The organism is Alicyclobacillus acidiphilus NBRC 100859 (genome assembly GCF_001544355.1).
Classification (GTDB): domain Bacteria; phylum Bacillota; class Bacilli; order Alicyclobacillales; family Alicyclobacillaceae; genus Alicyclobacillus; species Alicyclobacillus acidiphilus.
The window spans coordinates 1-23,524 of sequence record NZ_BCQI01000017.1 but is presented as its reverse complement, the minus strand read 5'-3'; the positions used below and the strand labels follow the sequence as shown (position 1 = coordinate 23,524).

Sequence of the window (23,524 nt, the reverse complement as noted above, 5' to 3'; positions counted from 1 at the left end):
CTCTTTAAGAGGTTGTCCCCTGAAACAACACGAAGAAAGGCAGAACAACGCGAGGTTGCCCTGCCTCCTCCCTCAGGTGAAACCCCGCCTGGGTTCACGCTTCAGTCCGTCCGCGAACGATACCATCGTTGATTTCCCACAACGCTCGGGTTACGTTGCGCGTAGTCGAAGAACCTGGTTGGTTCATCGTTTCAGCCTGAAGTTGTCGAGCACGCTTCGCCGTTAATACCACAAGTGCGTACTTGCTGTCGCACAGTTCAATGAGTTTGTCTATGGATGGATATAACATACGGTCACCTCGTGGTTCTTTCATCGGGCAGATCTGTTGGACGACCACCGAGCCGCCCTATGAACACTACCCTCCATTGTATAACGACATCGTCCGGAAACCAAGTGGAGAATCGTTTTATTCGATGTTTTGCACCTGTTCGCGCAGTTGTTCCACCAATACTTTCATATCGACGACGCTGCGGCTGACCTCTGCATCGCTCGACTTCGATCCGATGGTGTTCACCTCGCGGTGCATCTCCTGGACGATGAAATCCAGCCGTCGGCCGATGGAGCCCGAACCTTCCAAGGCTTCGCGGAAGGATTCGAGATGGCTCTGCAGCCGAACCACCTCTTCATCGATGGCGGATTTGTCCACGAGCAGAACAATTTCTTGCTCTAAGCGCTGGTCATCGAAGGACACGCCGAGCTCGCGAAGCCGTTTTTCGAGCCGATCTCGCTTCGATTCCACGACCAATTTCTCACGCTCGCGAAGCCGCGCGACATATTCGGCCAACTCGCCGATCTTCTCCAAACAATTGGCTGCCAAACGCGCGCCTTCCGTGCGGCGCATCTCGACAAGCGTGCCGATGGCTTCGTCGACGAGCCGCCCGACCCCCAGTTGGATTGCGTGTTCATCCAGCGTTTCCTGCATCGGAATGAGGACATCCGGATACATGAGCCAAGTCCGCGACTGACTTGGCTCAAACGTCACGCCATATCGCTCCGACATCTGGGCCTCCGCCGCCACAAGCGCATCGAGCAGCTGCCAATTCACGTTCACACCCTGCACGGCGTGCTCCGTGCGTTCCACGTTCAAGAACACGTCGACGCGCCCCCGCGCAATCGCGGAGGTCAGCCGCCGACGGATATCCTCTTCAAGAAAACTCCATTCGCGAGGCGTGCGAACGGAGTATTCGGCGAACCGATGATTGACGGATTTCATTTCCACCGTGACCGCATACGACTCCACGATACCCGCGCTTCGCCCAAATCCCGTCATGCTTGCGATTGGCATTTCCCAACCCCCGTCCATATTCCACACGTCCCCATTTTACCGTGATCCAGGACGGGGTCACAAGGGAATCCACCGCAAACGTGGCCTGGTGAACGTTCGATCACGCCGCCATGCCTTGATCTCCCCGCTTCGGCCGGAACATGAGGAGCCCGACTCGCCGCATCGAGAGTGCAAACGTCGGTACCGCAGCCAGGACGAGCACAATGATCCAGTCCGTGACCCCGAGCGGAACGGTGTGGAACGCCTTGGCCAGGTTTGGCAGATAGATGGTGAAGAGAAACAGGACCACCGACGACAGCACCGCAAGTATCAGCCAGATGTTGGTAAGTGGATTGCGCTTCATGATCCCGCCCTCCAATGAGCGGCAGTCGAACACGAGAATCAACTGCGCCATCGTCAACGTCGCGTACGCCATGGTTTGCGCGTGTTCCAAACCGTTCTGTGTGCGCAGCGACCAGAGGAATACGGCGAGCGTCACGATGCCGATGAGGATACCGCGCGATAGAATTTTCGTTCCCATGCCTTTCGCGAAGATGCCCTCGCGGACGTCCCGCGGACGGCGTTTCATGATGTCGCTCTCCGCCGGATCGACGCCCAGGGCAATCGCCGGCAGCCCATCTGTGACGAGATTGACCCAGAGAATCTGAATCGGCGCCAGAGGAAGCGGCAGCCCAGCGAGCATGGCCGCGAACATCGTGACAATTTCACCGACGTTCGAAGCAAGCAGATAGCGGATGAATTTCTTAATATTGTCGTAGATCCCGCGGCCTTCTTCGACGGCGGCGATGATCGTCGCGAAATTGTCGTCCGCGAGCACCAGACTCGATGCTTCTTTCGCGACGTCCGTTCCCGTCTGGCCCATGGCGATCCCGATGTCCGCCTGCTTGATGGCTGGCGCGTCGTTGACACCGTCGCCCGTCATCGCCACAACATGTCCGCGCGACTGCAGAGCTCGAACAATCCGCAGCTTGTGTTCAGGAGTCACACGCGCATAGACGTAGACATCGTCGACGAGGCGGGCCAACTGTTCGTCGTTTGTCTCGTCCAGTTCCGCACCCGTCATCACGCGGCCTTGAGGCGGTAAAATATCGAGTTCTTTGGCGATGGCCATCGCGGTGATCTGGTGATCGCCTGTGATCATCACCGTGCGAATCCCTGCCGATTTCGCCGTGGCGATGGCTTCTTTCGCTTCTTGGCGGGGCGGATCGATCATCCCGCACAAACCCACAAAGACCAGATTCGTCTCCCAGTCTTCACATTTGCGCGCGGCTTCCAGGCTGGGGAACTGCCGATACGCGAAGCCGAGATTGCGCAACGCGCGGGACGCCAGTGCTTGGTTGGTCGATTGAATCGATTTGCGCATCGACGACGCCAGCGTCTCTTCCCGGCCGTTCAGCAACACTCGATTGGCGCGTTCCAACAGCACGTCGGGCGCGCCTTTGACGAACACGAACACGTCGGATTCCGAGCGAACGAGCACCGACATCAATTTTCGATCCGAATCGAACGGGATTTCGTCCAACCGTTCATACACAGCGTCAGGGTCGGTGAATCCAGCCTTGCGTCCAAGCACAAGGAGGGCGCCTTCCGTCGGATCGCCCTGGACCGTCCATGTCGATCCGTCGTCCGATGTTTGCTCCACGAGTACCGCGTTGTTGCAAGTGGACGCGATCTCAATCAAACTTTTCACCGCCGCGCGCCGGTTTGGGTCGATTTTGCTGCCAGCCAAGACGAACTCCCCTTGCGGATCGTAGCCGCTGCCCGTCACTTGAATGAGATGGCCGTCGGCAAAAATCGTTTGCACCGTCATCCGATTTTGCGTCAGCGTACCCGTTTTGTCGGAACAAATGACGGTTGCGCAGCCGAGCGTCTCAACCGACGGCAGCTTGCGGACAATGGCGTTGCGCTTGATCATGCGCTGCACGCCGAGCGCCAACGCGATGGTCACAATGGCGGGCAAGCCTTCCGGAATCGCCGCCACGGCGAGCGATACGCCAGCCAAGAACATCTGATAAATCGGATGGCCGTGCAGGACGCCGGCGATCACGACGAGCACCGTGATGCCGAGCGAGATCCAAACCAGCGTTTTCCCGAGTTGATCCAAACGCTGCTGCAGCGGCGTCAGTTGGTCTTCCGACTGCTGCATCAGGTCTGCGATTTTCCCCATCTCAGTCGCCATGCCCGTGGCAGTGACCAGGATCTCCGCCTTGCCCCGTGTGACCATCGTGCCCATGTACACCATGTTCTTGCGGTCCCCGAGATTGCTGTCCACGGCGATGGTCACCCGTGGATCCTTGCTCGACGGTACAGATTCGCCGGTGAGTGCGGATTCTTCGACGTCAAACACCGTCGCCTTGAGAATCCTGCCGTCCGCCGGCACCCGATCACCGTCTTCCAGCAGCACGATGTCTCCCGGGACCAACTCCTTCGCGGGAACCTCCACGACCTGGCCGCCGCGGCGCACGCGCGCGATCGGGGCCGTCAGCTCCTTGAGCGCGGACAGAGACTTTTCCGCCCGAATTTCCTGGACAAAGCCGAGGATGCCATTGAGAAAAATGATGGCCACAATCGTGATGGCATCCGTATACTCTCCGAGCAGTCCAGAGATGAGCGTCGCCGCCAACAGCACGATGATCATGAAATCGCGAAACTGGTTTAAAAACACGGTGAGGAGAGAGACTTTGGTTCCCTCCGTCAGCAAATTCAGACCAACGGTCTTGCGCCGTTCTTCAACCTGTTCGGATGAAAGTCCGGCCGCTGAGCTGTCGAGCGCCTGAAAGCATTCCGCCTCCGTCAGCGCGTGCCAGTGATGTTCCAACAGAGCCACCCCTTCGCCAACTTGTCTCGTAATCTCTATGCTTGTCTGACGACGAACATGTCCACTGGCGACCTGTGTGCTGCGGATTCGGTGAAACCGGCGCGATCACGCCCGAATTCGCGCGAAATCGCGCCGCCGTGCCAACAGACATACCTGCGCTTTGCCGAATGCGGTATAATTTCGTGAGAGAGAGAGGTATCGAGCCTTGGACGGATTGACCATGCGACGTCTCGCCCGCGAACTCGACGAGACGCTTCGCGGAGCAAAGATAGAGAAGATATATCAGCCTGGTGATCGCGACATCGTCATGGCCCTTCGCGTGCCTGGGCAGGGCGGAATGCGGCTGTTCCTGTCCGCGCACAAGCAGTTCGCGCGCGTCCATTTTTTGGCGGATGAACGACCGGAAAATCCGCAGGAACCGCCGATGTTTTGCATGCTGCTGCGCAAGCACTTGGAAGGTGGACGAATCGCCTCCATTCAACAGCATGGCTGGGATCGCGTCATCGCGTTTCGAATCGAAGCCATCGACGAGTTGGGCGACGTGCGCGTGTACACGCTTATTGCCGAAGTGATGGGGCGGCATTCGAATCTCATCCTGTGCCGCGCGGAAGCGGACGGCGAGCCGTTGCGGATTATCGATTCCATCGTTCGCGTCACCGAAGCCATGTCGCGGCATCGCGAGGTCGTGCCGGGAGCCCCTTACATCGCGCCACCGGAACAACACAAACAGCCTCTGGAAGAATTGCCGCCGACCGCGTTCGCCGGGATCGACGCGACGAATTGGCTTTCCCGCGCCAACGCGATGTTTATCGTCGATCGCGTAGCTGGCGTCGGCCCCGTTTCCGCCCGCGAAATCCTCCACCGAGCATCGCTTCGATGCGAACGCCAGCCAGAGGAATCCCCGTCGGAAGCGGTGTTGGCGGAGGCCAGAACGGTGATCGATTGCGCCGTCCATATGTCGGAGGCGGCATCCGTGGCACTCGACGACATGGGACGCGCCATGGAGTGTGCCCCATTTTCCTTGACGCATCGGACGTCGTACGCCCCCTGCCCTTCCATGAGCGAAGCCATTCGCCGCCGCTTCGCGGACACTGGCGAAGTGTTGTATCATTCGCACCTGCAGGACGAATTGCAACGCGCGGTGATGGAGCATTTGGATAAGCTCCGGGGCAAACGGGTGAAGTTAGAGGAATCGCGGGCAGAGAGTGAGGACGAAGGCGTGTATCGCGTGAAGGCCGAACTGCTCACCGCGTTCGCGCACGAATTTGCCAAAGGTGACACCTCCGTCGTCCTGCCGAACTATTACCAGGACAACGAACCAATGCTGATTGAGCTGGATCCGGCGCTCGATCCCATTGGCAACGCGCAGCGCTACTTTAAGATGGCGAGCAAGCGCAAACGGGCGGCTTCCTCCGTCATGGAGCAGTTGGAAGCGACGGAACGAGACATTCGGTACTTAGAAGAAGTGATGGAATCATTGCGGGACGCGTCGCTGGAAAACTTGGAGCAGGTCCGCGCCGAATTGATCGGCCAGGGGTTTCTCCAAGAGAAACCGACGAAGCGAAAGCGCAATACGGGCCGTTCTCCGAAGCAATCGAAACCGCCGGTTTCGAAGCCGGACGTGTACATATCCGAGAATGGATTCGCAATCCGAGTTGGCCGCAACAACCTCCAAAATGATCGGCTGACGCTGCGCCAGAGCGACAAACAGGACCTGTGGCTGCACGTCAAGGACCAGCCTGGCTCGCACGTCGTGATTGAGCGCGGGCAAGCGGAGGAAATTCCAGAAGAAACTATTGAAGAAGCCGCCCTTTTGGCTGCATACTTCAGTCGTGGACGGGATTCTGCCACCGTGCCTGTCGACATCACGGAAATTCGGCACGTGTGGAAGCCGAATGGTGCGCGGCCGGGGTTCGTCCTGTATGATCATCATCGAACGTTATTCGTCACGCCGGACAGAAACGTGCTTGACGCAATTTTGCGCCGCCGCCAAAACGACGACCGCCAGGCGGGCGGCGGCTAACGGCCGAGCTGCACGCATCCCGTGCGCGTCAGAGGTTGCTTGAAAAGAAACGCTTACCACACTACATGTCGAGAGGAGCCATCACCATGACTATGGCGAATCTGAACAAGCGATTGATTGTGGGTGCAAACATGCCCGCTCCGTCGGAGAACGTCTTGACGAACACACAGAAGGTGATCCGCGATGCGCTGGATCGACTGGGCTACGAGTCCGCCATGTACGACCTGCTGTCCGAACCGATGCGCGTCCTGACGGTGCAAATCCCGGTCCGCATGGACGACGGACGGACACAAGTGTTTACAGGCTATCGCGCCCAGCACAACGACGCAACCGGCCCGACGAAAGGCGGCGTGCGCTTTCACCCAGATGTCACGCTGGACGAAGTGAAAGCGCTGTCCATCTGGATGTCGATTAAATGCGGTATCTTCAATCTGCCATACGGCGGGGCGAAGGGCGGAATCGTTTGCGATCCACGGACCATGTCGCTGGCCGAACAAGAGCGTCTGGCTCGAGGTTACGTTCGAGCCATCAGCCAGATCGTCGGCCCGGCCAAGGATATTCCCGCGCCGGACGTCTACACCAATCCGCAGATCATGTCGTGGATGTACGACGAATACAGCCATATCCGCGAATATGATTCGCCAGGATTTATCACCGGCAAGCCGCTTGTATTGGGCGGATCGAGAGGGCGCGAACAGGCGACCGCCCTCGGTGTATGCATCGCGATGCGGGAAGCTGCGCATCACCTTGGCAAAGAGGTCGCCGATCTCCGCATCCTCGTGCAAGGATTCGGCAATGTCGGCAGCAACGTGGCCCGCATCGCGCATTCGATGGGCGCCAAGGTCGTCGGCATCAGCGACGCAGGGGGCGGCGTGTACAATGAATCGGGCCTCGACATCCCTGCGTTGCTGGAGATGAGAGACTCATTCGGCATGGTGACCACGCAGTTGTCGAATGTCATGTCCAACGAGGATTTTCTTGTTCAGCCTTGCGACGTGCTCATACCAGCTGCGTTGGAAAACCAGATCACCAGCAAAAACGCGAACGACATCAAAGCCTCCATCGTCATTGAAGCGGCAAACGGCCCAACGACGCCGGAGGCCGATGAAATCCTCCAACAGCGCGGTATCCTGGTGGTTCCCGACGTGTTGGCCAACGCGGGCGGCGTCACGGTCTCGTATTTCGAATGGGTACAGAACAACCAGGGCTTTTATTGGACGGAAGATGAGGTGAACTCTCGTCTCGAGGAAAAGATGGTGGCAAGTGTTCAACAGATTCTGGACACGGCCGAACGCTATCAGGTCTCGCCTCGTCTCGCCGCCTATATCGTGGGCATTCGCCCGTTTGCGGAAGCCATACGCTGGCGCGGCTGGGTATAATCACAAATCGTCAGTGACTGCGGGATGAGGCATCGCTCGTCCCTGCACCTGAATGGAGTTTCGATGGAGATGCAGCAAGAACTCTCTGAAGAGGGCATATTTCGGATCGGCATGTTCATGCGCATGGAGACATGGCGAAACTTTCGGATCGACTTTTCGGGTTCGATCCTGTACGCGTTATTCAACGTCGTGTTTAACCAGTTCTACGTGCCCATGGCGATCCGGCACGGTGCCTCGAACGTCGACGTCGGTCTCCTGACTGCCGCTCCCGCCATTGGCATGTTGCTGTCGCCCTTATGGGCGAGTTTCATCGGCACCAAGTCGCCCAAGCCGTACGTACTCTGGCCGCTGACGGTCGCGCGCCTGTCACTCGCCGTAGTCGGCTTTGTCCTCACGCCATGGATGTTTGTGGCGATGTCGTTCTTCATCAATTTTCTCAACGGCGTGCAAGCCCCAGCCTACCCGGCGCTGCTTTCACGCATCTATCCGCCGACGCTGCGCGGACGATTGATGGGATACGTCCGCGTGGCCCAGGGATTTCTGCTCATACCTATCGCCTACGTGATCGGACGGTGGATTGAAATCTCCGGGGATCGATGGCCGCTCGTCATCGCCGCCATCACCGGCACCATTTCGGTGATTGTGTTTTGCCGCGTTCGGGAAGTCGAAGTGGCTCCACAACCGGAGCAAACAATAACGGTCGAAGTCACGCCCCCCAGCACATGGAAGACGAATATCCGCAATCAGTGGCTCATGGTGAAGAACAACCGGGCCCTAGCGGTGTTTTTGGTTGCGACCACCGCCACAGGGTTTGGCAATTTGCTTGCCGGGCCCATCTATCAGATCTATCAAGTCCATCTCTTGAACTTGAACAGTGGACAACTTGGCGTTACGCGCGTGCTGTACTACATCTCGCTGCTCATCGCCTACTTTCTGCTCGGCTGGGTCATTGACAAATTTTCGCCAAAGCGGGCCATGATCATCGGGATCGCTGGATACACACTGTCTCCCCTCTTGTACATCCTGTTGGGAACGTACGGCGGTGTCATGATCTCGTACCTCTTGCTTGGCATCGGCGACGCGGCCTGGGATATCGGCTGTATGGCGTACATCTTCAAAGTGACCCCAGGCAAAGAAGCGACGGCATTCGGACTGCATTACCTACTGTTTGGAATCCGGGGCTCCATCGCGCCCATCGTCAGCACCGCCGCCACGCACGTCGTGTCACTGCAAACCATCTTTCTCGCGTCCACGCTGATTGGAGCCATCGGGCTCGCACTGATTCTCCTGCCGGATCGCAAAAAAGCAAGCCCCAGCACATGACCGGGGCTTGCCTCACTGGGTCCAAACGGACCCCGTTAGCGATAGAAGTTGTGGAACCAGCGGAACTGTTTCAGCGCGTCCACTTGATGGGCTGGCAGTCCCTTACCGTCCGCAATGGCGCAGTTGCGCTCGACGTTGCGGATGATCACGGAAAATAACGTTGTGTACTCAAAATCCTCGTTCTGTGGTCATTAAGCTGTGACGTTCATTCAATCACTAAAAATAAAGTCATATACTTTGGGCGTACAAACTGCGTGTTGCGAGCACATCTAGGAAATAAAGATGTTTACTGTACTGGTCCAGATGGCCCGATGTACTTCGACAAACAGTGGAATTCCATACACCTTATCGTATATCAATTCCCCATTTGAGTGAGCTTTTTATTGCACTATCGCCCCCGTTAACGCAACAGCAGGTTATCTCACTTTTACTGTTCCCTCGATACATGTCACCGCACGCCCACCGAGCAGGATATCACCATTCTCCTGAAACCGTACTTCAACTTTGCCGTTTCGTCCGACGCAATATCCCTGACTCGCAACGTAATTTGGTTCTTTTATAAGTTCGAGTTGTCTCACAAGAGTTGCAACACATCCATTGCCACTCCCGCACACGGGGTCTTCGGCTACACCTTCGCTGGGTGCAAATGACCGTACCTCCACTTGGGAGTCAGTGTTCGAAGATGTGAAGCCAAACACGGTTACTCCAGTCACGCCTGCTGGCGTCAATGCCGAAAGTCTCGCCATGTCTGGGCGTAAACTCCGTACCTCATCTGCATTTGATAATTGCAATGTCATCCAAACTGCTCCAACATCAATCGTTGCACTGGCTTTAACGTGATTTGACGTTACGCCTAATGCGTTAGTGAGTTCCTCCAAACGTTCTGGCGGTATGGTATTAACGTTTGGCTTAGGCAACGTAAGGAACAATTTATCCCCTTCGCTAAGAATGGAAACCAAACCGCTGCCGCATTCTTGTATCAGTCGCCCTGGCGTCTTTGGTTTCAATCCATATTTCAGCACAGCAAATGCAGAACCAATTGTAGGATGTCCTGCAAAAGGGAGTTCGCTATGCGGGGTAAAAATGCGTAGTTTATAGTCCGCTTGCGGATGTGTCGGTCTGCAAACAAAGGTCGTTTCGGACAGGTTCGTCCAGTTTGCAATCGCCTGCATTTCTTCCGTTGACAGTTCGTTGCCATCGAGTACAACGGCAACTGGATTGCCCTTAAATGGCGTATCCGTAAAAACGTCCACTTGTTGGAATGGAACTTGACGGTTCATTATGTATCCCTCCTAACATAAAAATATTATACGTTCAATTCCTTGCCCTTCGCTTATTAAATTTATCTGTCCGATAGTCCCGTACCGAGGGAAAACTGAGAATGCATCTTCATGCAAACTCCGTTGCTCGTCGGTCTTCGTTGTATGCCCCCGTTTGTTCAGGAACGCAATTCAGTACGGAGCAACCCCATGACCACTTGATCCGTTGGTACGCCCTTGACAAGCACAGCTTCACGGAGCGTTCCTTCAATTTGAAATCCGATTTTCAGGTAAGACTTTATCGCTCGCTCATTCCCACTCCAAGTGTCCAACTGTACACGTCTCAGCCGAAAACGGTCAAAGAGGAATTGGCAGATGGTACGTACGGCATCTGTACCGTACCCCTTACCCCAAAAGTTCTTATCGCCAATCATAATGCCAATAACGGCTGTGCCAGTTACCAAATCCATATCTCGATAACTGATTTCCCCTATGAAATCATCAGTCTCAGTGAAAATGCCGAGCATTCCGGACTCCTGTTGACGGCTTTCTAAAACATCCGTATCGTACCGTTTCATAAATGTTTCTTCCGAAATCAAACTCGACATATATGGCTCTCCAGTTGCCCAATACATTACCTCGGCATCTTGCCTCCACTGGTAGTACGTATTGAACATCTCTCGGGTGAATGGCTTCAAAGTCACCAACTTGCCACGAATCACTCAATTTCCTCCCTCAAAAATTGATTATCACCTTACTGACGATAACTGCCCGATAACGCAAAAACGGCGCACTTTCCGTCTGTTTATTTATGCGATGCGTCGTTGGCCCTGCGTGGAAAAGATATCAAGATGGTCTCTGACGTATGCAAAGATACAAAAGCATCCTATAATCGCCCCGAGTTCCAAGGGAATGGTAAAACTCTGACTGTTCCCAAAAACGATAGAGATCACGGTGAACAACAGAGCGATAACACCCGACAAAATCGCACCTATATTATCTAACTGTCTGTCCATGGAGTTTCCCTCCCCACTCTTACCATCCCTTACACGTTAAGGTTCATCAACTATGTTCATTTTAACAACTCCCAATATTCCGTCATCTTATATACTCGGCATTACTGCGCCATAAGCTGAAGAACAGGAGCCCAGGTTACTAACGATTTTCAGTCCAAGCACTTCACTACCCAGTCCCCAAAAGCTCTTACATCTTCGAGGTAGTCGTACCCCAATGGTGAACCCCAACTGTTGAACATACGAACAGCTACAGTTTCATATTTAGGAATCACAAGCAAAGTGACACCAGTGTATCCTAATATTTGATAAGACCCATGTGGGACATCATCACCAATTTCATTTTGTTTGGCGGATGGTCCTTGACGAACCATAAAAAACCGTTCTGCGGTAGCTCGCGATCCTGTAAAACTGGACTTTGGACTGAAGTTGCCAATTCAATGATCTCCTTGGGTACGTGTTGTTTCTCGAATAAATGCCCCTTGGTTAAATGAAAGTATCCCCATAGCGCTAACTCACGAGCTGAAACATACATGTTCATTCTGTCGCCATCGACACTATCAAAAGTCGCCCAACGAGGGTCGTTTGGCTCTCGAACGACATCCACCAAATTGTCATGAGCTTTCGCGTACCAACCCGTTCTTTTGAATCCAAGTGGTTCAAAGACCTGTTCAGTCAATAGTTGCGAAATGGTATTTCCCGTAGTTTTACGTACAATGTCACAAAGCATATCGATGCCTAGCCCACGATACGCCCAACTCTCACCTGGCTCGAATTCTCGTTCCAATTGACCTCGGTCACTTTTCAAGCCATGCGTATGCGTCAATAAATGCCTTATGGTTGTTCCACGCATTACATCCTCATCTAACGTCGGTAAGTAATCCGTTACTGGAGCATCAATAGAAGATATAAAACCATAGTGCACCGCGTAAGCAACCGCAAACCCTATGTAACTCTTGCGAACGGACGCTACGTGAAATTGTGAGTCCTCTTGTATTACCCGAGCCCCACGTGATTGAGAATGAGTTCCCCAATAATGTTCCGACGCCACTTGGTCCCGATGGATTATGATAAATGCCGCCCCACTTGCATTCGTTGTTGTGTATGTTCGAAGAACGTGGTTCATCACGGGATTAAACTGGTCACTATTCTCTTTAGGCAAAAGCATCTTATAGCCCCCATAACGACATCGTTGTATTGGAAATAACCTCTCAATGATTAAAAACGCAATTCTCTATTTAGATTTTTAACAGTGGCGCTATTGCACTAATCTGCCCGATAGTCCCGCAACGACAGGGAGGACGCCGCGAATAATTATGCATGCCCACCCCATCTTGCTCGTGTCATCTTCGCCCTAATTGGTTCCATCACGATTTTATGTGGACAATGTCACCGAACACAACCTGTGAGGGGTTATTCACCAAGTGTTACCTCCAGATGGAGGAGGCCATGAGCCTTGTAATTGACGTAAAAGGACGATTTGTCCAAGATGATAGCTGTTGTGACCCACGAGTGATTCCAATACTTCAATACGAGATTCTTGTGGCCTTGCCAAGAGATTCCCTTCTAACTCTATAGCTGAAGCTTTCTCTGCTAATACCAATCCAGACAAAAGGTTTTCGACTTTATCGAGCCACTGTTGCTCATCGACTGGACCTTGAGGACACTCCCATGAATAACTTGCGTGCTCAGGAGACGTAGGACTGTCGCCTTCCAGCAACATCAGGCAATAATCCTGCCAATAGATTAGGTGATTTAGAATTTCCCAGATAGAATGTGAAGCACCTCCAGGTTTCTCGCAAACACTCGTCCAATCAATGGCCTCAAAAACAGCATCGGGCGATACATGAGCCATCCTCCCATTGAGTCCGTTAGAAATCGCGGTTTTAAGTGAGTCGAACAGCCGGATCATCTCCCCTTCTTATTTGGTGTTCGCTTATCAATCTATTCAGAACACTCGTGTAACTCTCCTGCCCGATTGCGACGAAACAGTAACAACGCCAACACGCAAATTATGATCGGCGACCGCAAGTTAGTGTCATCGTCGTTCCTTTGCTTCGATTTGATGGAGGATTTCGTCAACGACGTGTGCGAGCGGTGCGGTGGCGTCGATTGTAATACCTCTTTTGGGCATGCCGTCTTTCGTTTTATGCACGCGCAACGATTTCCCGTTCCTCCGGTCTGCCGCCCCAGTCAGTTTGGTCCTGTGCCACTCGCTCATCAATCCGCCGGAGAGAGGTTTCCAGGTCGACCTCAAGGACAAATACGTCGTCGAAGAGATCGATGAATTTGGAAAAATCCCGCGAATCACCGCAGAAAAATGTTACCTCCTCATCCTCGTTGGAGACCAAAGCTTTTACTTTATCTACATGCCAAACGTGGTGCTCGTACGTCGTGCCATCCGTCGGCGTACCAGTTTCCGGATCGCCTTGATAAGCCAATTCACGGTCACCATGAATGGCTTGATAGCCGCGCCGGTGCAATTCGTTGCAAACCGAAGTCTTCCCGGCACCGGAAACACCTTCAATCAGATAATTCCTAATGCCCATGACAGCTCCTCCATCCAACTGGACAAGAACAATACATTAAATGTTTCTATACTGTCGCCAAACTGCCCAATTGCTCATGAAGAACCATTTGAATGGTATCGGATAGTTATGCGTATGCCGAACGAGTGTCTCCATCTGTCGATAGAATAATATGATGGGGTGCCTGCAGAAATCGCAGACTAGTCGTGGTCAACATTGTTTTGATTGACGGGACCGTCCCAAGACCAGTGCGGGATTTGGAGTCCCTCTGGCACGTCATTGGCCGAGCTAGGATAGCGGGACATCGTGGTAGTCGTGACCCACGCAAAGTAGTCGTGCAGTACCTTTCGTAGTTGTTCGTCGGTCGCCAGTCCCACATCGACTAACGCCTGATCAAAACAGGCGATAGCTCGTCGATCCATGTCCTCGTGCGGTCCTTTACCGCTATGTAGTCGAACCACGAAGGTCTCACTACCATATTCTTCGGTGTAGCGCATTGGACCACCCAAAGCCTCTCCCCAGTACGCCGCCAGCCGCTCCGTGTGTTCGGGGTGATAGCCATGACTGAACGCGTGGCTGACGACCTCATCCTCCAACACCCGAGCATGCCAGGCCGCCGCCAGTCTCAGCATACCCTCTTGCCCACCAGCTACCTCGTACACGGTCTTCATATCATATCATCTCCTTAGCAGTAAAATATAAATTTCGTATTTAGATCACTAGTAGTGACAATATTGGTAGTGTCCCGTTGTAAATTTGAGTGCAACCGGTTAGTGCCGGCTGTTTGTGCAAAACCGACGTTGGTGCCAGTCGTTGCTGTTCATCAGTACCGATTAGTTTCGCCATAGACTCTCGGCTGAAGTAGCGTCTTGTGACGATCCACTCATCGTTCTGCTCCTGGAGAATTGCTCCGCCAACCAGTACGTCTTCTTCAGCTCGCTCCAGTACATCCATCGTTTTTGGAAATTTTTTCTGCAACTGTTCCACAACGACAGCCAATTGCTGCATGGCGGCTTCTTGTGTCGGCTGAGCAAAGATCGTCAGGACGATGGACGAAACCATCGACTGTGACGCTCTGGGCACCTGGCTGAAAATGTTGCGCATCGTGTGAACGCGGCATCGCTGCCACGTCGCTCCGGTCAACGCAGAACCATTGTCGCTACGCAGTCCTTCATGGGCATCGCTAATCACCAACTGCACACCACACAGCCCACGCGCAACCAGACTGCGGATGAATGTGAGCCAAAACGAGCCATCCTCGCTCGTGCCAATGTCAAAATCCAATACTTCACGCTCACCGGTGTCCCGCATTCCAATCGCAATGACAAACGCCATACTTTGGACCCGCCCGCCCTCTCGCACTTTCAGGAAGGTCGCATCTAGCCACAGATACGGGTACGTGCCCTCAAGCGGGCGGTTCTTGAAGTCCTGCACGACGTCGTCGAGCTCTTGGCAGATTCGGAAGACTTCGCTCTTGCTCAGCCTCTGAATCCCCATAGTCTCAACGAATTCATCTACCTTACGGGTGCTCACGCCATGGACATACGCTTCTTGAACTACAGACAGAAGAACCTTCTCAGCCTTGCGTCGAGGCTCCAGGATACTGGGGAAGTAGCTCCCCTTACGCAGCTTCGGAATCCGCAAGTCTATCGTCCCAACACGGGTATCCTACTCTCTGTCCCGGTACCCATTACGGCTGTTACTGCGCTTCTCCGTACGCCCATACCGCTGAGCACCAATCAGAGAGCTCACCTCCGCCTCCATCACCGCGTGGGTGAAGACTCTCAACCCCTCCTTCAGGAAATCCACATCTCCATCATCCAATCCGATCTTGCGAATTAACTCCAAAAGCGCGATCTTGTCTGGAGAAGCCATCGATGTGCCCTCTACTGATTATTTGGCCACTTTTAGTAGATTGCACTCGACGGCTTTCTCGTCAAGATCAAGCCGTGTATTTTACACCACTACTTGAGACTCTAACGCTCCTTATTGCACTATCGCCCCCATTCGTTCAATATTTTTGTCAGACGAACTTCGAGATGCTTCGCCAAATGGAGATAGTAAGATTGCACTTGCCGAGTTCATACTGAATATAGGGTGATGATATGTTTAGTAGTGACGGCTTGGAGGCATTATCGCACCGAGTCGATTACCAACAGAATGGCCCCTTGCTCTTCCACTATTTGGATGTTTCCTTCGAAGACTTAATTTGTCCGCCTGCGATTTGAACAACGGAACATACTACTCTGAACGTTGGATGGACGCTTCAGGAAAGGTATGCTTTCTGCCATTACTGAGTTTCACGGTATAGAAACACTGGGTACTACCTCCGAATCCCGGCATCCCAAGCATCCCGCCAGCACGTCTGTCGATGATAACCCCTACCATTCCGTGGTATTCACCTTGTTCGATTACGGTCACGCTCTCATCATAATCAAATTTGCAAGTCAAACATGCCATCTCCTTTCTATTCCATCCTACTAGTCTGACTTATTAGAAATTGTGCAAGAGTCTTTTTGCGGTAACCTGCCCAATTGCTCATGAAGAACCATTTGAATGGTATCGGATAGTTATGCGTATGCCGAACGAGTGTCTCCATTTGTCGATAGAATAATATGATGGGGTGCCTGTAGAAATCGCAGACTAGTCGTGGTCAACACTGTTTTGATTGACGGGACCGTCCCAAGACCATTCCGATAATAACAGCGGAGACTAACACTTTCATGACACTCATCAACATGAAAAATCCTCCTCAACTCAACTCGTCTCAACTGTGCTCACCTAACATGATATAAGAGTTCACGTTTCTTTGGTCGCCAAACTGCTTCGTTTGCTCAATATCCACTTTACAGGTTTAGCCTGGACCTTATGATTGGGGCGATAGTTCTCAGTATAGAACTTTATTTTTCGGTAAACGACTTTATTTTCTGTGATCAGCGGACGTTGCGCATGCCTGGGATCACGGTGGATATGGCCGGATGGCCCAGCGTGTAGCACAATGCGACTTCTGGTGGATAGGAGCTCAATGTCGATGGTCGACGCGATGGCGGCCTCACAGCGTTCGAACATCTCGCGCTTCCGCTCCCCCTGAATCCCGATTGTTGTGCTTCTGGCACGCGCTCGGTACAGGCCATGACGTGATCGGCCGGAAACGCTTCTGACGCGGGCACGCCCGCTCTTGCCCGCCATTGCCATTTTTGGGTGGAATCTTCGTCGCCACGTAGACTGTCTCGTTGAATTCACGGACGACTTTGCCCACCAGTTGCAGATGCCCCAAGCTCCGTAACCGATCTCGGTGACGGACAGACCTGTTTTTTCCAAAGTGCGTCGATGCATCATCACTCCTCTATGAAGAGAGTGTAGCATGCACCAGATCTAAAGCCCACCTTCCCTTTCCGTAGCCGGCCAACGGCAGGGTGTAACCGAAGTGCCGTCGAGATCGTCCATCTTCACGAGGTGATTGTCATGGAAGAACACGCAAGCAGACGGTTATTCCAACGTTGCGCGGCTGCCCTGCTCGGATGCGGACTGGCAGCGCTTGCCGCCACGGGCTGCGCCGCCGCCGCTCCGCAAACCGGAAACGAAACAGGCAGCGCGAGCATTTCAGTCGCATCGGCGACAGCGTTCCACCCACCCACAGCCCTGTTGGCACCATCGATGAGCGGGGATGGCCCAGCATCCGTGTGGTACGTGCCGAACGCTCCCGCACAACTGCTTCAAAACCTCGTGAAATGGCTCTCCGCGGCGACCGTCACGGGCGAAAGACCGCCGAAAACCAACCAGAATGTACAGTTCGAAGATTACCTGGGCCCGCCGATTCTCCATCTGTACGACGGCTCGGGTGACGAAATTGAAATCGCGCCAGCCTTCTCGATTGCGCACGGACCAAAGGGATACTACCCTGCGTATGTTCAAAATGTCCTGACGTACACGGTCGGCAAAAACGTGACCTATCTGAAAGCTCCGGCACTCTATTCGTTTCTCGCGAACGACAAACGCTGGCAGGCTCAATTCCAGGAAGAGTCCTATACGGTTGCTGAACAGCACGCCATCACCGCCGCCAAACAATCGAAGTGGGGCGGATCGTTCACCAACATTTTCCCTGCCATCCCGAGTATCGACCATCGAACCGTTCGTGTGACGGCTTCGGGCAATGGTGCAGCACAAACAAGCGGCAAGGCGCAAACGATCCCCGTGACGGTCGTGAGCCGCGTCAAACAGACGGGGCAAACGTTTGAGGTGGAATTCGAGGAAATCTGGAACAACGGGGACAAGCAACACACGTGGACCTATCAAGTCAACGCGAAAGATCAGGTCACCGGCCACAGTCAATCGGGCGATCCAGTACCCAATTGAGCCGCGCAGCCGGGCGGATGCAGACGACGCTGAACTCCCGCCTGCACACCGCCCGCTGCGTTTGCTGCCAACTCACAACACGCGGTCGATGAGCCCGTACGCCTGTGCTTCTTCGGCGTTCATAAATCGATCGCGATCGGTATCCGCAGCAATCCTGTCGACCGGCTGTCCCGTATGCTTCGCCAGCGCGCGGTTGATCTTGTCACGTGTCTTCAACATCCAGTCGGCATGAATTTTGATGTCCGACGCCTGCCCTTGAATCCCGCCTGGCGAATGAGGCTGATGGATCATCACTTCGGCATTTGGCAGCGCGAAGCGCTTTCCCGGCGATCCCGCCGCCAACAGCACCGCCGCAAAACTGGCGGCCATCCCCACGCAAATGGTCGATATGGCGGGTTTCACATGCTGCATGGTATCGTAAATGGCGAAGCCAGCCGTGACGGAGCCTCCAGGGCTGTTGATATACACTTGGATGTCCTTGTCGGCGTCGTCGGCAGCAAGAAACAGGAGCTGCGCGACAACGGCATTCGCCAGGTTGTCATCGATTGCCGATCCGATAATGACAATGCGATCCTTCAACAGTCGCGAGTAAATGTCGTAGCTCCGCTCGCCGCGACTCGTCTGTTCAATGACGTACGGAATGAGTGACATCACCTTATCCCCTTCCATTCGGGCTCAGGCTGCAAGGCACATGTGGATGGACGTTCCGCAACCGACCAACGTCAGCACAGATGCGACATCACCTTGCTGTATGGCCGCCGCCAAGGCCCGCAAAACATCGTCGGAAATATCCGCCGCGGTGATCTCCCCGGTTCGATGCAGTTGAGATGGTGTTTGCAATCGCAATCGCGATCGCGCCCGGTGCAACGTCGCCTTAACTGCGCCAACATTCAGAGAGAGCATGCCTGCAACTTCCGCGTTGGTATAGCCAAAGCCCTCGACCAGCAGAAAGACCGCCCGCTGTTGCGGCGTCAACCGCTCCATCACCAGCTCGAGCACCGCCTCCAACGCCGACGTTCCCTCCGGTGCGGCCGAATCGACCATCGCTGCCACCGACTCAGGTTCGCAAACGTCGCATCTCGCGGTCTTGCGGACGTGATCGATCCACGCGTTCCTCGCGATTCGCCGCAGCAGAGCTGGTTGATTGGGATGCGACTGCGCCGCAATCACCGGCAGCGCCCTAAGCAAGGCCGTCTGCGCCAAGTCTTCCGCGAAGTGCGGCGATTTGCACAGCCTTTCGCAATAGCGCACCAACCCGTTTCGAAGCTGCGCAATCCGGTCGTCGTCCTCGTCACCGAACTTCGCCGCCCGATTCGCTGGAACCGAATCCACCACTTGATCCAAGTCAGCCAGCCTCCTTTTCGCCCTTTAACCCTATAACGTTTGACGACGCCAAAAGGATACGCGGCACCCGAACACAGGGACACTTGGTCAATCACTACGCCAGTGCCTTCACCATCGTCGACGACGTGCCGCTCCATCCCACGTGCACATATCCGAGTCGCTCGTAAAAGCGGACAGCCGGATTTTGCGGGTCCACGCTCAAACTAAGCCTGCGAAAGCCAGCACTTTTGGCGCGCATTTCGATCCCGCGCATCAATCGGCCGCCAATCCCTTGTCCGCGATACTCCGGGACGACCGCGATGCCAATCTCCGGCGTCATACTGTCCACGTAACCGTAACCTTTGTTCGCCTCGTCGAACAATCGAGCCCATACCGCGCCAACCTGCCGGCCATCCGCCTCCGCGACCAACGCCATGTCACCGAATCGACCCCACCCTTTCAGGTACTTGGCAATGGCAGGTTCGTCCAAGATCGATCTCGGCAATTCCTCCTCGCCTTTCGGCACATAGATAGATTGATACAGCATCTCCCACAAGAACGCCTCGTCACCATCGTAGTAATCTCTGACGCGAACGCTCATTTGACTTCACCGCTCCTTCGTCACGTGCAACCCCGGCTTACACTACAGTCCGTAACATTCGTGCAGGATGTGGACGTGGTGAGCCGCATGCGCAGGTATCATGCATGCCGCAGTCAACGCAGGGTTGGGCAACCCCTTCAAGGTACCCTGATTCCGCAGCATTGCAGGAGTCAGGCTCTGTAAAAGCGAGATCGTCGCCTCTTCTTCGGACAGATTGCATACCAACGCGCAAATTTCTTCCTGCTGCTGTTGGCAAAACTCGATGAGATCGCCATCGGGAAGGTACTTTAAGTAGTGATCCACTGGAGTTCCCGCCGCCGGCCGTTCGGTAATCACACAAGTTCCCCCAATCCATGCCGAGAATATGATGATGCAATCATACATCCGAAGCCAACTGCAATGAAGCCCCCAGGGTGAGCGGGCGAAGGCGGGCGGCGGGAGGGCGACGCGGAGGCGGGAGGGGGCGGGCCGCTCGCAGCGTAACGGACAAAACTTCCCTTACGGGGGCGCGATCGCGGCGGTGGGCGAAGGTAGGCGAAGGTGGGCGAAGGTGGGCGAAGGTGGGCGAAGGTAGGCGAAGGTAGGCGAAGGTAGGCGAAGGTAGGCGAAGGTGAACGGGCAAATAGACGGCGCTCAGCCGCTTATTTCGGCAAAATGGCGAGATCGAGGGCGAATAGACGGCGCCAGGCAGCTTATTCGCCTCCGTCACGCCCGAAATGCGACGGTTTCAACTGCTTAAGCGTCTGTGGACCGCTTATTCGTCACCAATCAGAAAATTCGACAGGCTTAAGCGGCCAGCGGACGCTTATTTCCGTCCTGCCTTCCTGCCTTCCTGCCTTCCTGCCTTCCTGCCTTCCTGCCTTCCTGCCTTCCTGCCTTCCTGCCTTCCTGCCTTCCTGCCTTCCTGCCTTCCTGCCTTCCTGCCTTCCTGCCTTCCTGCCTTCCTGCCTTCCTGCCTTCCTGCCTTCCTGCCTTCCTGCCTTCCTGCCTTCCTGCCTTCCTGCCTTCCTGCCTTCCTGCGTTCCTGCCGTCCTGCGTTCCTGCCGTCCTCCGTTCCTGTCGTCCTCCGTCGCATCCCTCGCCTCCGTTCCCCCCTGTCGCCCCGACGCTCGCGATCGCGCCGACGCCAGCCAGCGTCCCCCGACGCTCATTCCCAACAGTCGACCCGCGTCCCTGCAATCGTGCCCGTTGCCTCTGGACGTCCGGCCATCACGAACTTCCTCTCCAATCACGAGTGTCATGGCCGTTCCATCAAGCGCTGGATGTGCGGGATGCCATTCAGAATCGGGATCAATCGTTCGGCGAGTTCTTCGCCGGTACCCTGCGGCTTATTTTCCGACCAATAATGCGCCCCGCCGTACATCGCCCAACTCATGACGGCGACCGCCAATTCGCAGGCGCTCTGGTCCCCCGTGGACGCTTCGGGCGCCTCCGACAGCCAATTCGTCAGCACCCTTTTCACAACGTTCATCACCTGCGACTGGAACAACATTCTCTCCTGCTCGTCCCCATGTTGACAACGGCCGTGTAGCCCGCCGAAGTATTCCCACATCGTCGTGATCAGGGCTCGCAGGTTCTCCGCGCTGTAGTGATTTCGATCCGGCAGCTTATTCATCAACTGCTCCTGAAATTGTTGACTGACGGTGTACTCCATGAGCGCGTATTTGTCCACAAAATGATCATAAAACGTCGATCGGTTGATCATGGCTTCAGCCGCGATATCTTGGACGGTGATCGCTTGAAAGCTCTTTTTCGACATCAAGTTGAGCAGCGCGTCCTGCAACAATTTTCTCGTTCGTCGCACTCGCAAATCCAAAGCGTTCTCGTCCATACTGAAACCTTCTCCCTTTCCCACATGACTTGCAAAGTTACTTACAAAATCGGAGTTACACGACATTTTCATGAAGATGTTGTGTAGACGACATCGTTGCCGTATCTGATGGTTGCTCCCACTATAAACAACAAGTATTCTTTTAGCAACAGATGTTGTTTTTGCTTCATCTGATGGATGCAGGAGAGGAGACACACCCATGCCAAAGATCGGTGTAATTATCAGCACAACTCGGGACACTCGCTTTGGAGACAAGGTAGCCGAGTGGTTCATGAGCCTCGCGAACGAGCGTAGCGATTTACAATTCGAACTTGTCGACTTGCGCGACTATCCACTGCCCTTTTTCAACGAAAAATCTTCGAATCTCTACATGCCTACCGAAAATGCCGAGGGTCAGCGCTGGCAAAAGAAAGTGGGGGAATTCGACGGCTACGTGATCGTAACCGCGGAATACAACCACGCACCATCGGCCGTGCTCAAAAACGCGTTGGATTACGCATATGTCGAATGGGTGCGCAAGCCAGTCGCTTTCGTTGGATACGGAGCTGTCGGTGCTGCTCGCGCTGTCGAACAATTGCGCCAAATCGCCGTCGAATTGCAAATGGCCCCCATCCGCTCGGCTGTACATATTCAGGGCGGCGATTTTATGCAGGTCTACATGGGAGAAAAGAAACTGGAAGATTTGACATACTTACCGCCCCTTGTAACCTCTATGTTGGATGACTTGGTATGGTGGGCGAACGCCTTGAAGACAGCCCGGGAGAGCCAATCATCTGCCAAATGATTCTGCCGAATTACTCTGATAGAAGTTTTGCGTGACAATCGAAAACGGAAAGCACTCCATGGCCATGGCGAGTGCTTTCCGTTTTCGGCGAAATGAAACGGCTCTATCGATCGCCTACGTAAATATTCATATAGATGTGTAAATACATATCTTACATTGATCTTACCTGTCGGTTTGCTTATCATAATTCTTTGGGTGCCATCCCCTGCGAATCATCTCGATCCCAAAAGAAGGTGGCCTCAATATGAACCCCAAGAACCTGTGAAATCTTTGGAAAATCGGAATCAAGCTCGCGACACACGCATCAGACGCGCGCATCAGAAATGGAAGGAACAAATCACGATATTTCGCATTGCGCGATATTTCGTGCAACGAAGTTTGAACGGAACGATTTCATACGACATAGGGGTGTATCAAGTGACAGTAGATTCGTCCGAATCGCGGTATGGCTCCCGATACAAGTGGATTGCCCTGTCGAACACGACGCTCGGCGTTTTGATGGCAGCCTTAAACAGCAGTATCCTGATCATTTCCCTTCCTGTAATTTTCGATGGTCTACATGTGAATCCACTCGCCGGCAATCAGACAAGTCTCCTGCTTTGGGTGCTCCTTGGTTTTAACGTTGCGACCACTGTATTTCTCGTCACGTTCGGGCGGCTTTCCGACATTGTGGGCCGGGTCAAATTGTATAACGTCGGTTTCTTGGTGTTTACGCTGGGTTCCATCCTTTGCTCCATCACCTGGAGCAGCGGGACCAGTGGCGAAGTGGAGCTGATCGCCTTTCGGATTGTACAAGGGATTGGAGGCGCATTTCTGTTCGCGAACAGCGCAGCCATCCTGACGGACGCCTTTCCAGCCAACCAGCGCGGTCTGGCACTCGGCCTCAACCAAATTGCAGCCGTCGGTGGCAGTGTCATTGGTCTCGTGATCGGCGGTTTGCTTGCGGCAACGGGCGACTGGAGATGGATTTTCCTCGTCAATGTCCCAATCGCCTGAATCCG

The 23,524-nt window shown here is 54.2% G+C and carries 20 protein-coding genes and 1 pseudogene; 6 read left to right on the top strand and 15 right to left on the bottom strand.

Features of this window, described 5'->3' with window-relative positions; genetic code table 11:
- Nucleotides 1–94: 94 nt before the first annotated feature.
- From rpoZ to AAC01S_RS08720, 3 genes are all read right to left on the bottom strand, one after another.
- Entirely contained in the window at nucleotides 95–289 is a 195-nt protein-coding gene (gene rpoZ / locus AAC01S_RS08730; protein ID WP_067621310.1) for a DNA-directed RNA polymerase subunit omega, read from the bottom strand.
- A 117-nt stretch (nucleotides 290–406) separates the two neighbouring features.
- Nucleotides 407–1,285: a YicC/YloC family endoribonuclease gene (locus AAC01S_RS08725; protein WP_067621347.1), complete on the bottom strand. Its 879-nt coding sequence runs from the start codon at nucleotides 1,283–1,285 to the stop codon at nucleotides 407–409.
- A gap of 100 nt (nucleotides 1,286–1,385) precedes the next feature.
- Entirely contained in the window at nucleotides 1,386–4,106 is a 2,721-nt protein-coding gene (locus AAC01S_RS08720; RefSeq protein WP_067621346.1) for a calcium-translocating P-type ATPase, SERCA-type, read from the bottom strand.
- 202 nt (nucleotides 4,107–4,308) lie between these two features.
- Between AAC01S_RS08720 and AAC01S_RS08715 the strand changes: the two genes are divergently transcribed.
- The 3 genes from AAC01S_RS08715 to AAC01S_RS08705 all read left to right on the top strand — a co-directional run bounded on the left by AAC01S_RS08715 (nucleotide 4,309) and on the right by AAC01S_RS08705 (nucleotide 8,828).
- Entirely contained in the window at nucleotides 4,309–6,126 is a 1,818-nt protein-coding gene (locus tag AAC01S_RS08715; RefSeq protein WP_067621309.1) for an Rqc2 family fibronectin-binding protein, read from the top strand.
- A 92-nt stretch (nucleotides 6,127–6,218) separates the two neighbouring features.
- Nucleotides 6,219–7,505, top strand: coding sequence for a Glu/Leu/Phe/Val family dehydrogenase (locus tag AAC01S_RS08710; protein WP_157071108.1), 1,287 nt, complete (start codon nucleotides 6,219–6,221; stop codon nucleotides 7,503–7,505).
- A gap of 69 nt (nucleotides 7,506–7,574) precedes the next feature.
- Nucleotides 7,575–8,828 (top strand): MFS transporter, encoded by a 1,254-nt coding sequence (locus AAC01S_RS08705; protein WP_067621308.1) that lies wholly within the window; start codon nucleotides 7,575–7,577, stop codon nucleotides 8,826–8,828.
- 416 nt (nucleotides 8,829–9,244) lie between these two features.
- On the opposite strand, the gene AAC01S_RS08700 is transcribed toward AAC01S_RS08705, so the two are convergent.
- The 7 genes and pseudogenes from AAC01S_RS08700 to AAC01S_RS08670 form a co-directional block, all read right to left on the bottom strand.
- Nucleotides 9,245–10,108: a PhzF family phenazine biosynthesis protein gene (locus tag AAC01S_RS08700; protein ID WP_067621307.1), complete on the bottom strand. Its 864-nt coding sequence runs from the start codon at nucleotides 10,106–10,108 to the stop codon at nucleotides 9,245–9,247.
- 158 nt (nucleotides 10,109–10,266) lie between these two features.
- Nucleotides 10,267–10,809, bottom strand: coding sequence for a GNAT family N-acetyltransferase (locus AAC01S_RS08695; RefSeq protein ID WP_067621306.1), 543 nt, complete (start codon nucleotides 10,807–10,809; stop codon nucleotides 10,267–10,269).
- A gap of 589 nt (nucleotides 10,810–11,398) precedes the next feature.
- Nucleotides 11,399–12,268 (bottom strand): serine hydrolase domain-containing protein, encoded by an 870-nt coding sequence (locus AAC01S_RS08685; protein ID WP_245630135.1) that lies wholly within the window; start codon nucleotides 12,266–12,268, stop codon nucleotides 11,399–11,401.
- Nucleotides 12,269–12,517: 249 nt separating this feature from the next.
- Nucleotides 12,518–12,955, bottom strand: coding sequence for a DinB family protein (locus tag AAC01S_RS18740; RefSeq protein ID WP_169794029.1), 438 nt, complete (start codon nucleotides 12,953–12,955; stop codon nucleotides 12,518–12,520).
- A gap of 292 nt (nucleotides 12,956–13,247) precedes the next feature.
- Nucleotides 13,248–13,649 (bottom strand): AAA family ATPase, encoded by a 402-nt coding sequence (locus AAC01S_RS08680; RefSeq protein WP_217997820.1) that lies wholly within the window; start codon nucleotides 13,647–13,649, stop codon nucleotides 13,248–13,250.
- Between the two features lie 179 nt (nucleotides 13,650–13,828).
- Nucleotides 13,829–14,299, bottom strand: a complete 471-nt coding sequence (locus AAC01S_RS08675; RefSeq protein ID WP_067621304.1) for a group II truncated hemoglobin — start codon at nucleotides 14,297–14,299, stop codon at nucleotides 13,829–13,831.
- Between the two features lie 40 nt (nucleotides 14,300–14,339).
- A pseudogene (locus AAC01S_RS08670) lies at nucleotides 14,340–15,503 on the bottom strand (IS256 family transposase).
- Between the two features lie 1,590 nt (nucleotides 15,504–17,093).
- Here AAC01S_RS08670 and AAC01S_RS08650 point away from each other — a divergent pair.
- Nucleotides 17,094–17,984, top strand: a complete 891-nt coding sequence (locus AAC01S_RS08650) for a hypothetical protein (protein ID WP_067621300.1) — start codon at nucleotides 17,094–17,096, stop codon at nucleotides 17,982–17,984.
- A 72-nt stretch (nucleotides 17,985–18,056) separates the two neighbouring features.
- Here AAC01S_RS08650 and AAC01S_RS08645 read toward each other — a convergent pair whose 3' ends face one another.
- The 5 genes from AAC01S_RS08645 to AAC01S_RS08620 all read right to left on the bottom strand — a co-directional run bounded on the left by AAC01S_RS08645 (nucleotide 18,057) and on the right by AAC01S_RS08620 (nucleotide 21,739).
- Complete coding sequence (locus AAC01S_RS08645) at nucleotides 18,057–18,635, bottom strand: ATP-dependent Clp protease proteolytic subunit (RefSeq protein ID WP_067621299.1); 579 nt, start codon at nucleotides 18,633–18,635, stop codon at nucleotides 18,057–18,059.
- Between the two features lie 24 nt (nucleotides 18,636–18,659).
- Nucleotides 18,660–19,319, bottom strand: a complete 660-nt coding sequence (locus tag AAC01S_RS08640; protein WP_245630139.1) for an RNA polymerase sigma factor — start codon at nucleotides 19,317–19,319, stop codon at nucleotides 18,660–18,662.
- Between the two features lie 103 nt (nucleotides 19,320–19,422).
- Entirely contained in the window at nucleotides 19,423–19,908 is a 486-nt protein-coding gene (locus AAC01S_RS08635; protein WP_067621297.1) for a GNAT family N-acetyltransferase, read from the bottom strand.
- Nucleotides 19,909–19,950: 42 nt separating this feature from the next.
- The gene (locus AAC01S_RS08630; RefSeq protein WP_067621296.1) at nucleotides 19,951–20,244 is read right to left on the bottom strand and encodes a hypothetical protein; all 294 of its coding nucleotides are present in this window, start codon (nucleotides 20,242–20,244) and stop codon (nucleotides 19,951–19,953) included.
- Nucleotides 20,245–21,145: 901 nt separating this feature from the next.
- Nucleotides 21,146–21,739 carry a TetR/AcrR family transcriptional regulator gene (locus AAC01S_RS08620; protein WP_067621294.1) on the bottom strand — a complete coding sequence of 198 codons (594 nt, stop codon included), beginning with the start codon at nucleotides 21,737–21,739 and terminating at the stop codon, nucleotides 21,146–21,148.
- A 199-nt stretch (nucleotides 21,740–21,938) separates the two neighbouring features.
- On the opposite strand from AAC01S_RS08620, the gene AAC01S_RS08615 reads away from it, so the two are divergent.
- Together AAC01S_RS08615 and AAC01S_RS08610 are read left to right on the top strand one after the other, a co-directional pair.
- The gene (locus AAC01S_RS08615) at nucleotides 21,939–22,523 is read left to right on the top strand and encodes an NADPH-dependent FMN reductase (RefSeq protein ID WP_067621293.1); all 585 of its coding nucleotides are present in this window, start codon (nucleotides 21,939–21,941) and stop codon (nucleotides 22,521–22,523) included.
- 417 nt (nucleotides 22,524–22,940) lie between these two features.
- The gene (locus AAC01S_RS08610) at nucleotides 22,941–23,519 is read left to right on the top strand and encodes an MFS transporter (protein ID WP_245630134.1); all 579 of its coding nucleotides are present in this window, start codon (nucleotides 22,941–22,943) and stop codon (nucleotides 23,517–23,519) included.
- Nucleotides 23,520–23,524 lie beyond the last annotated feature (5 nt).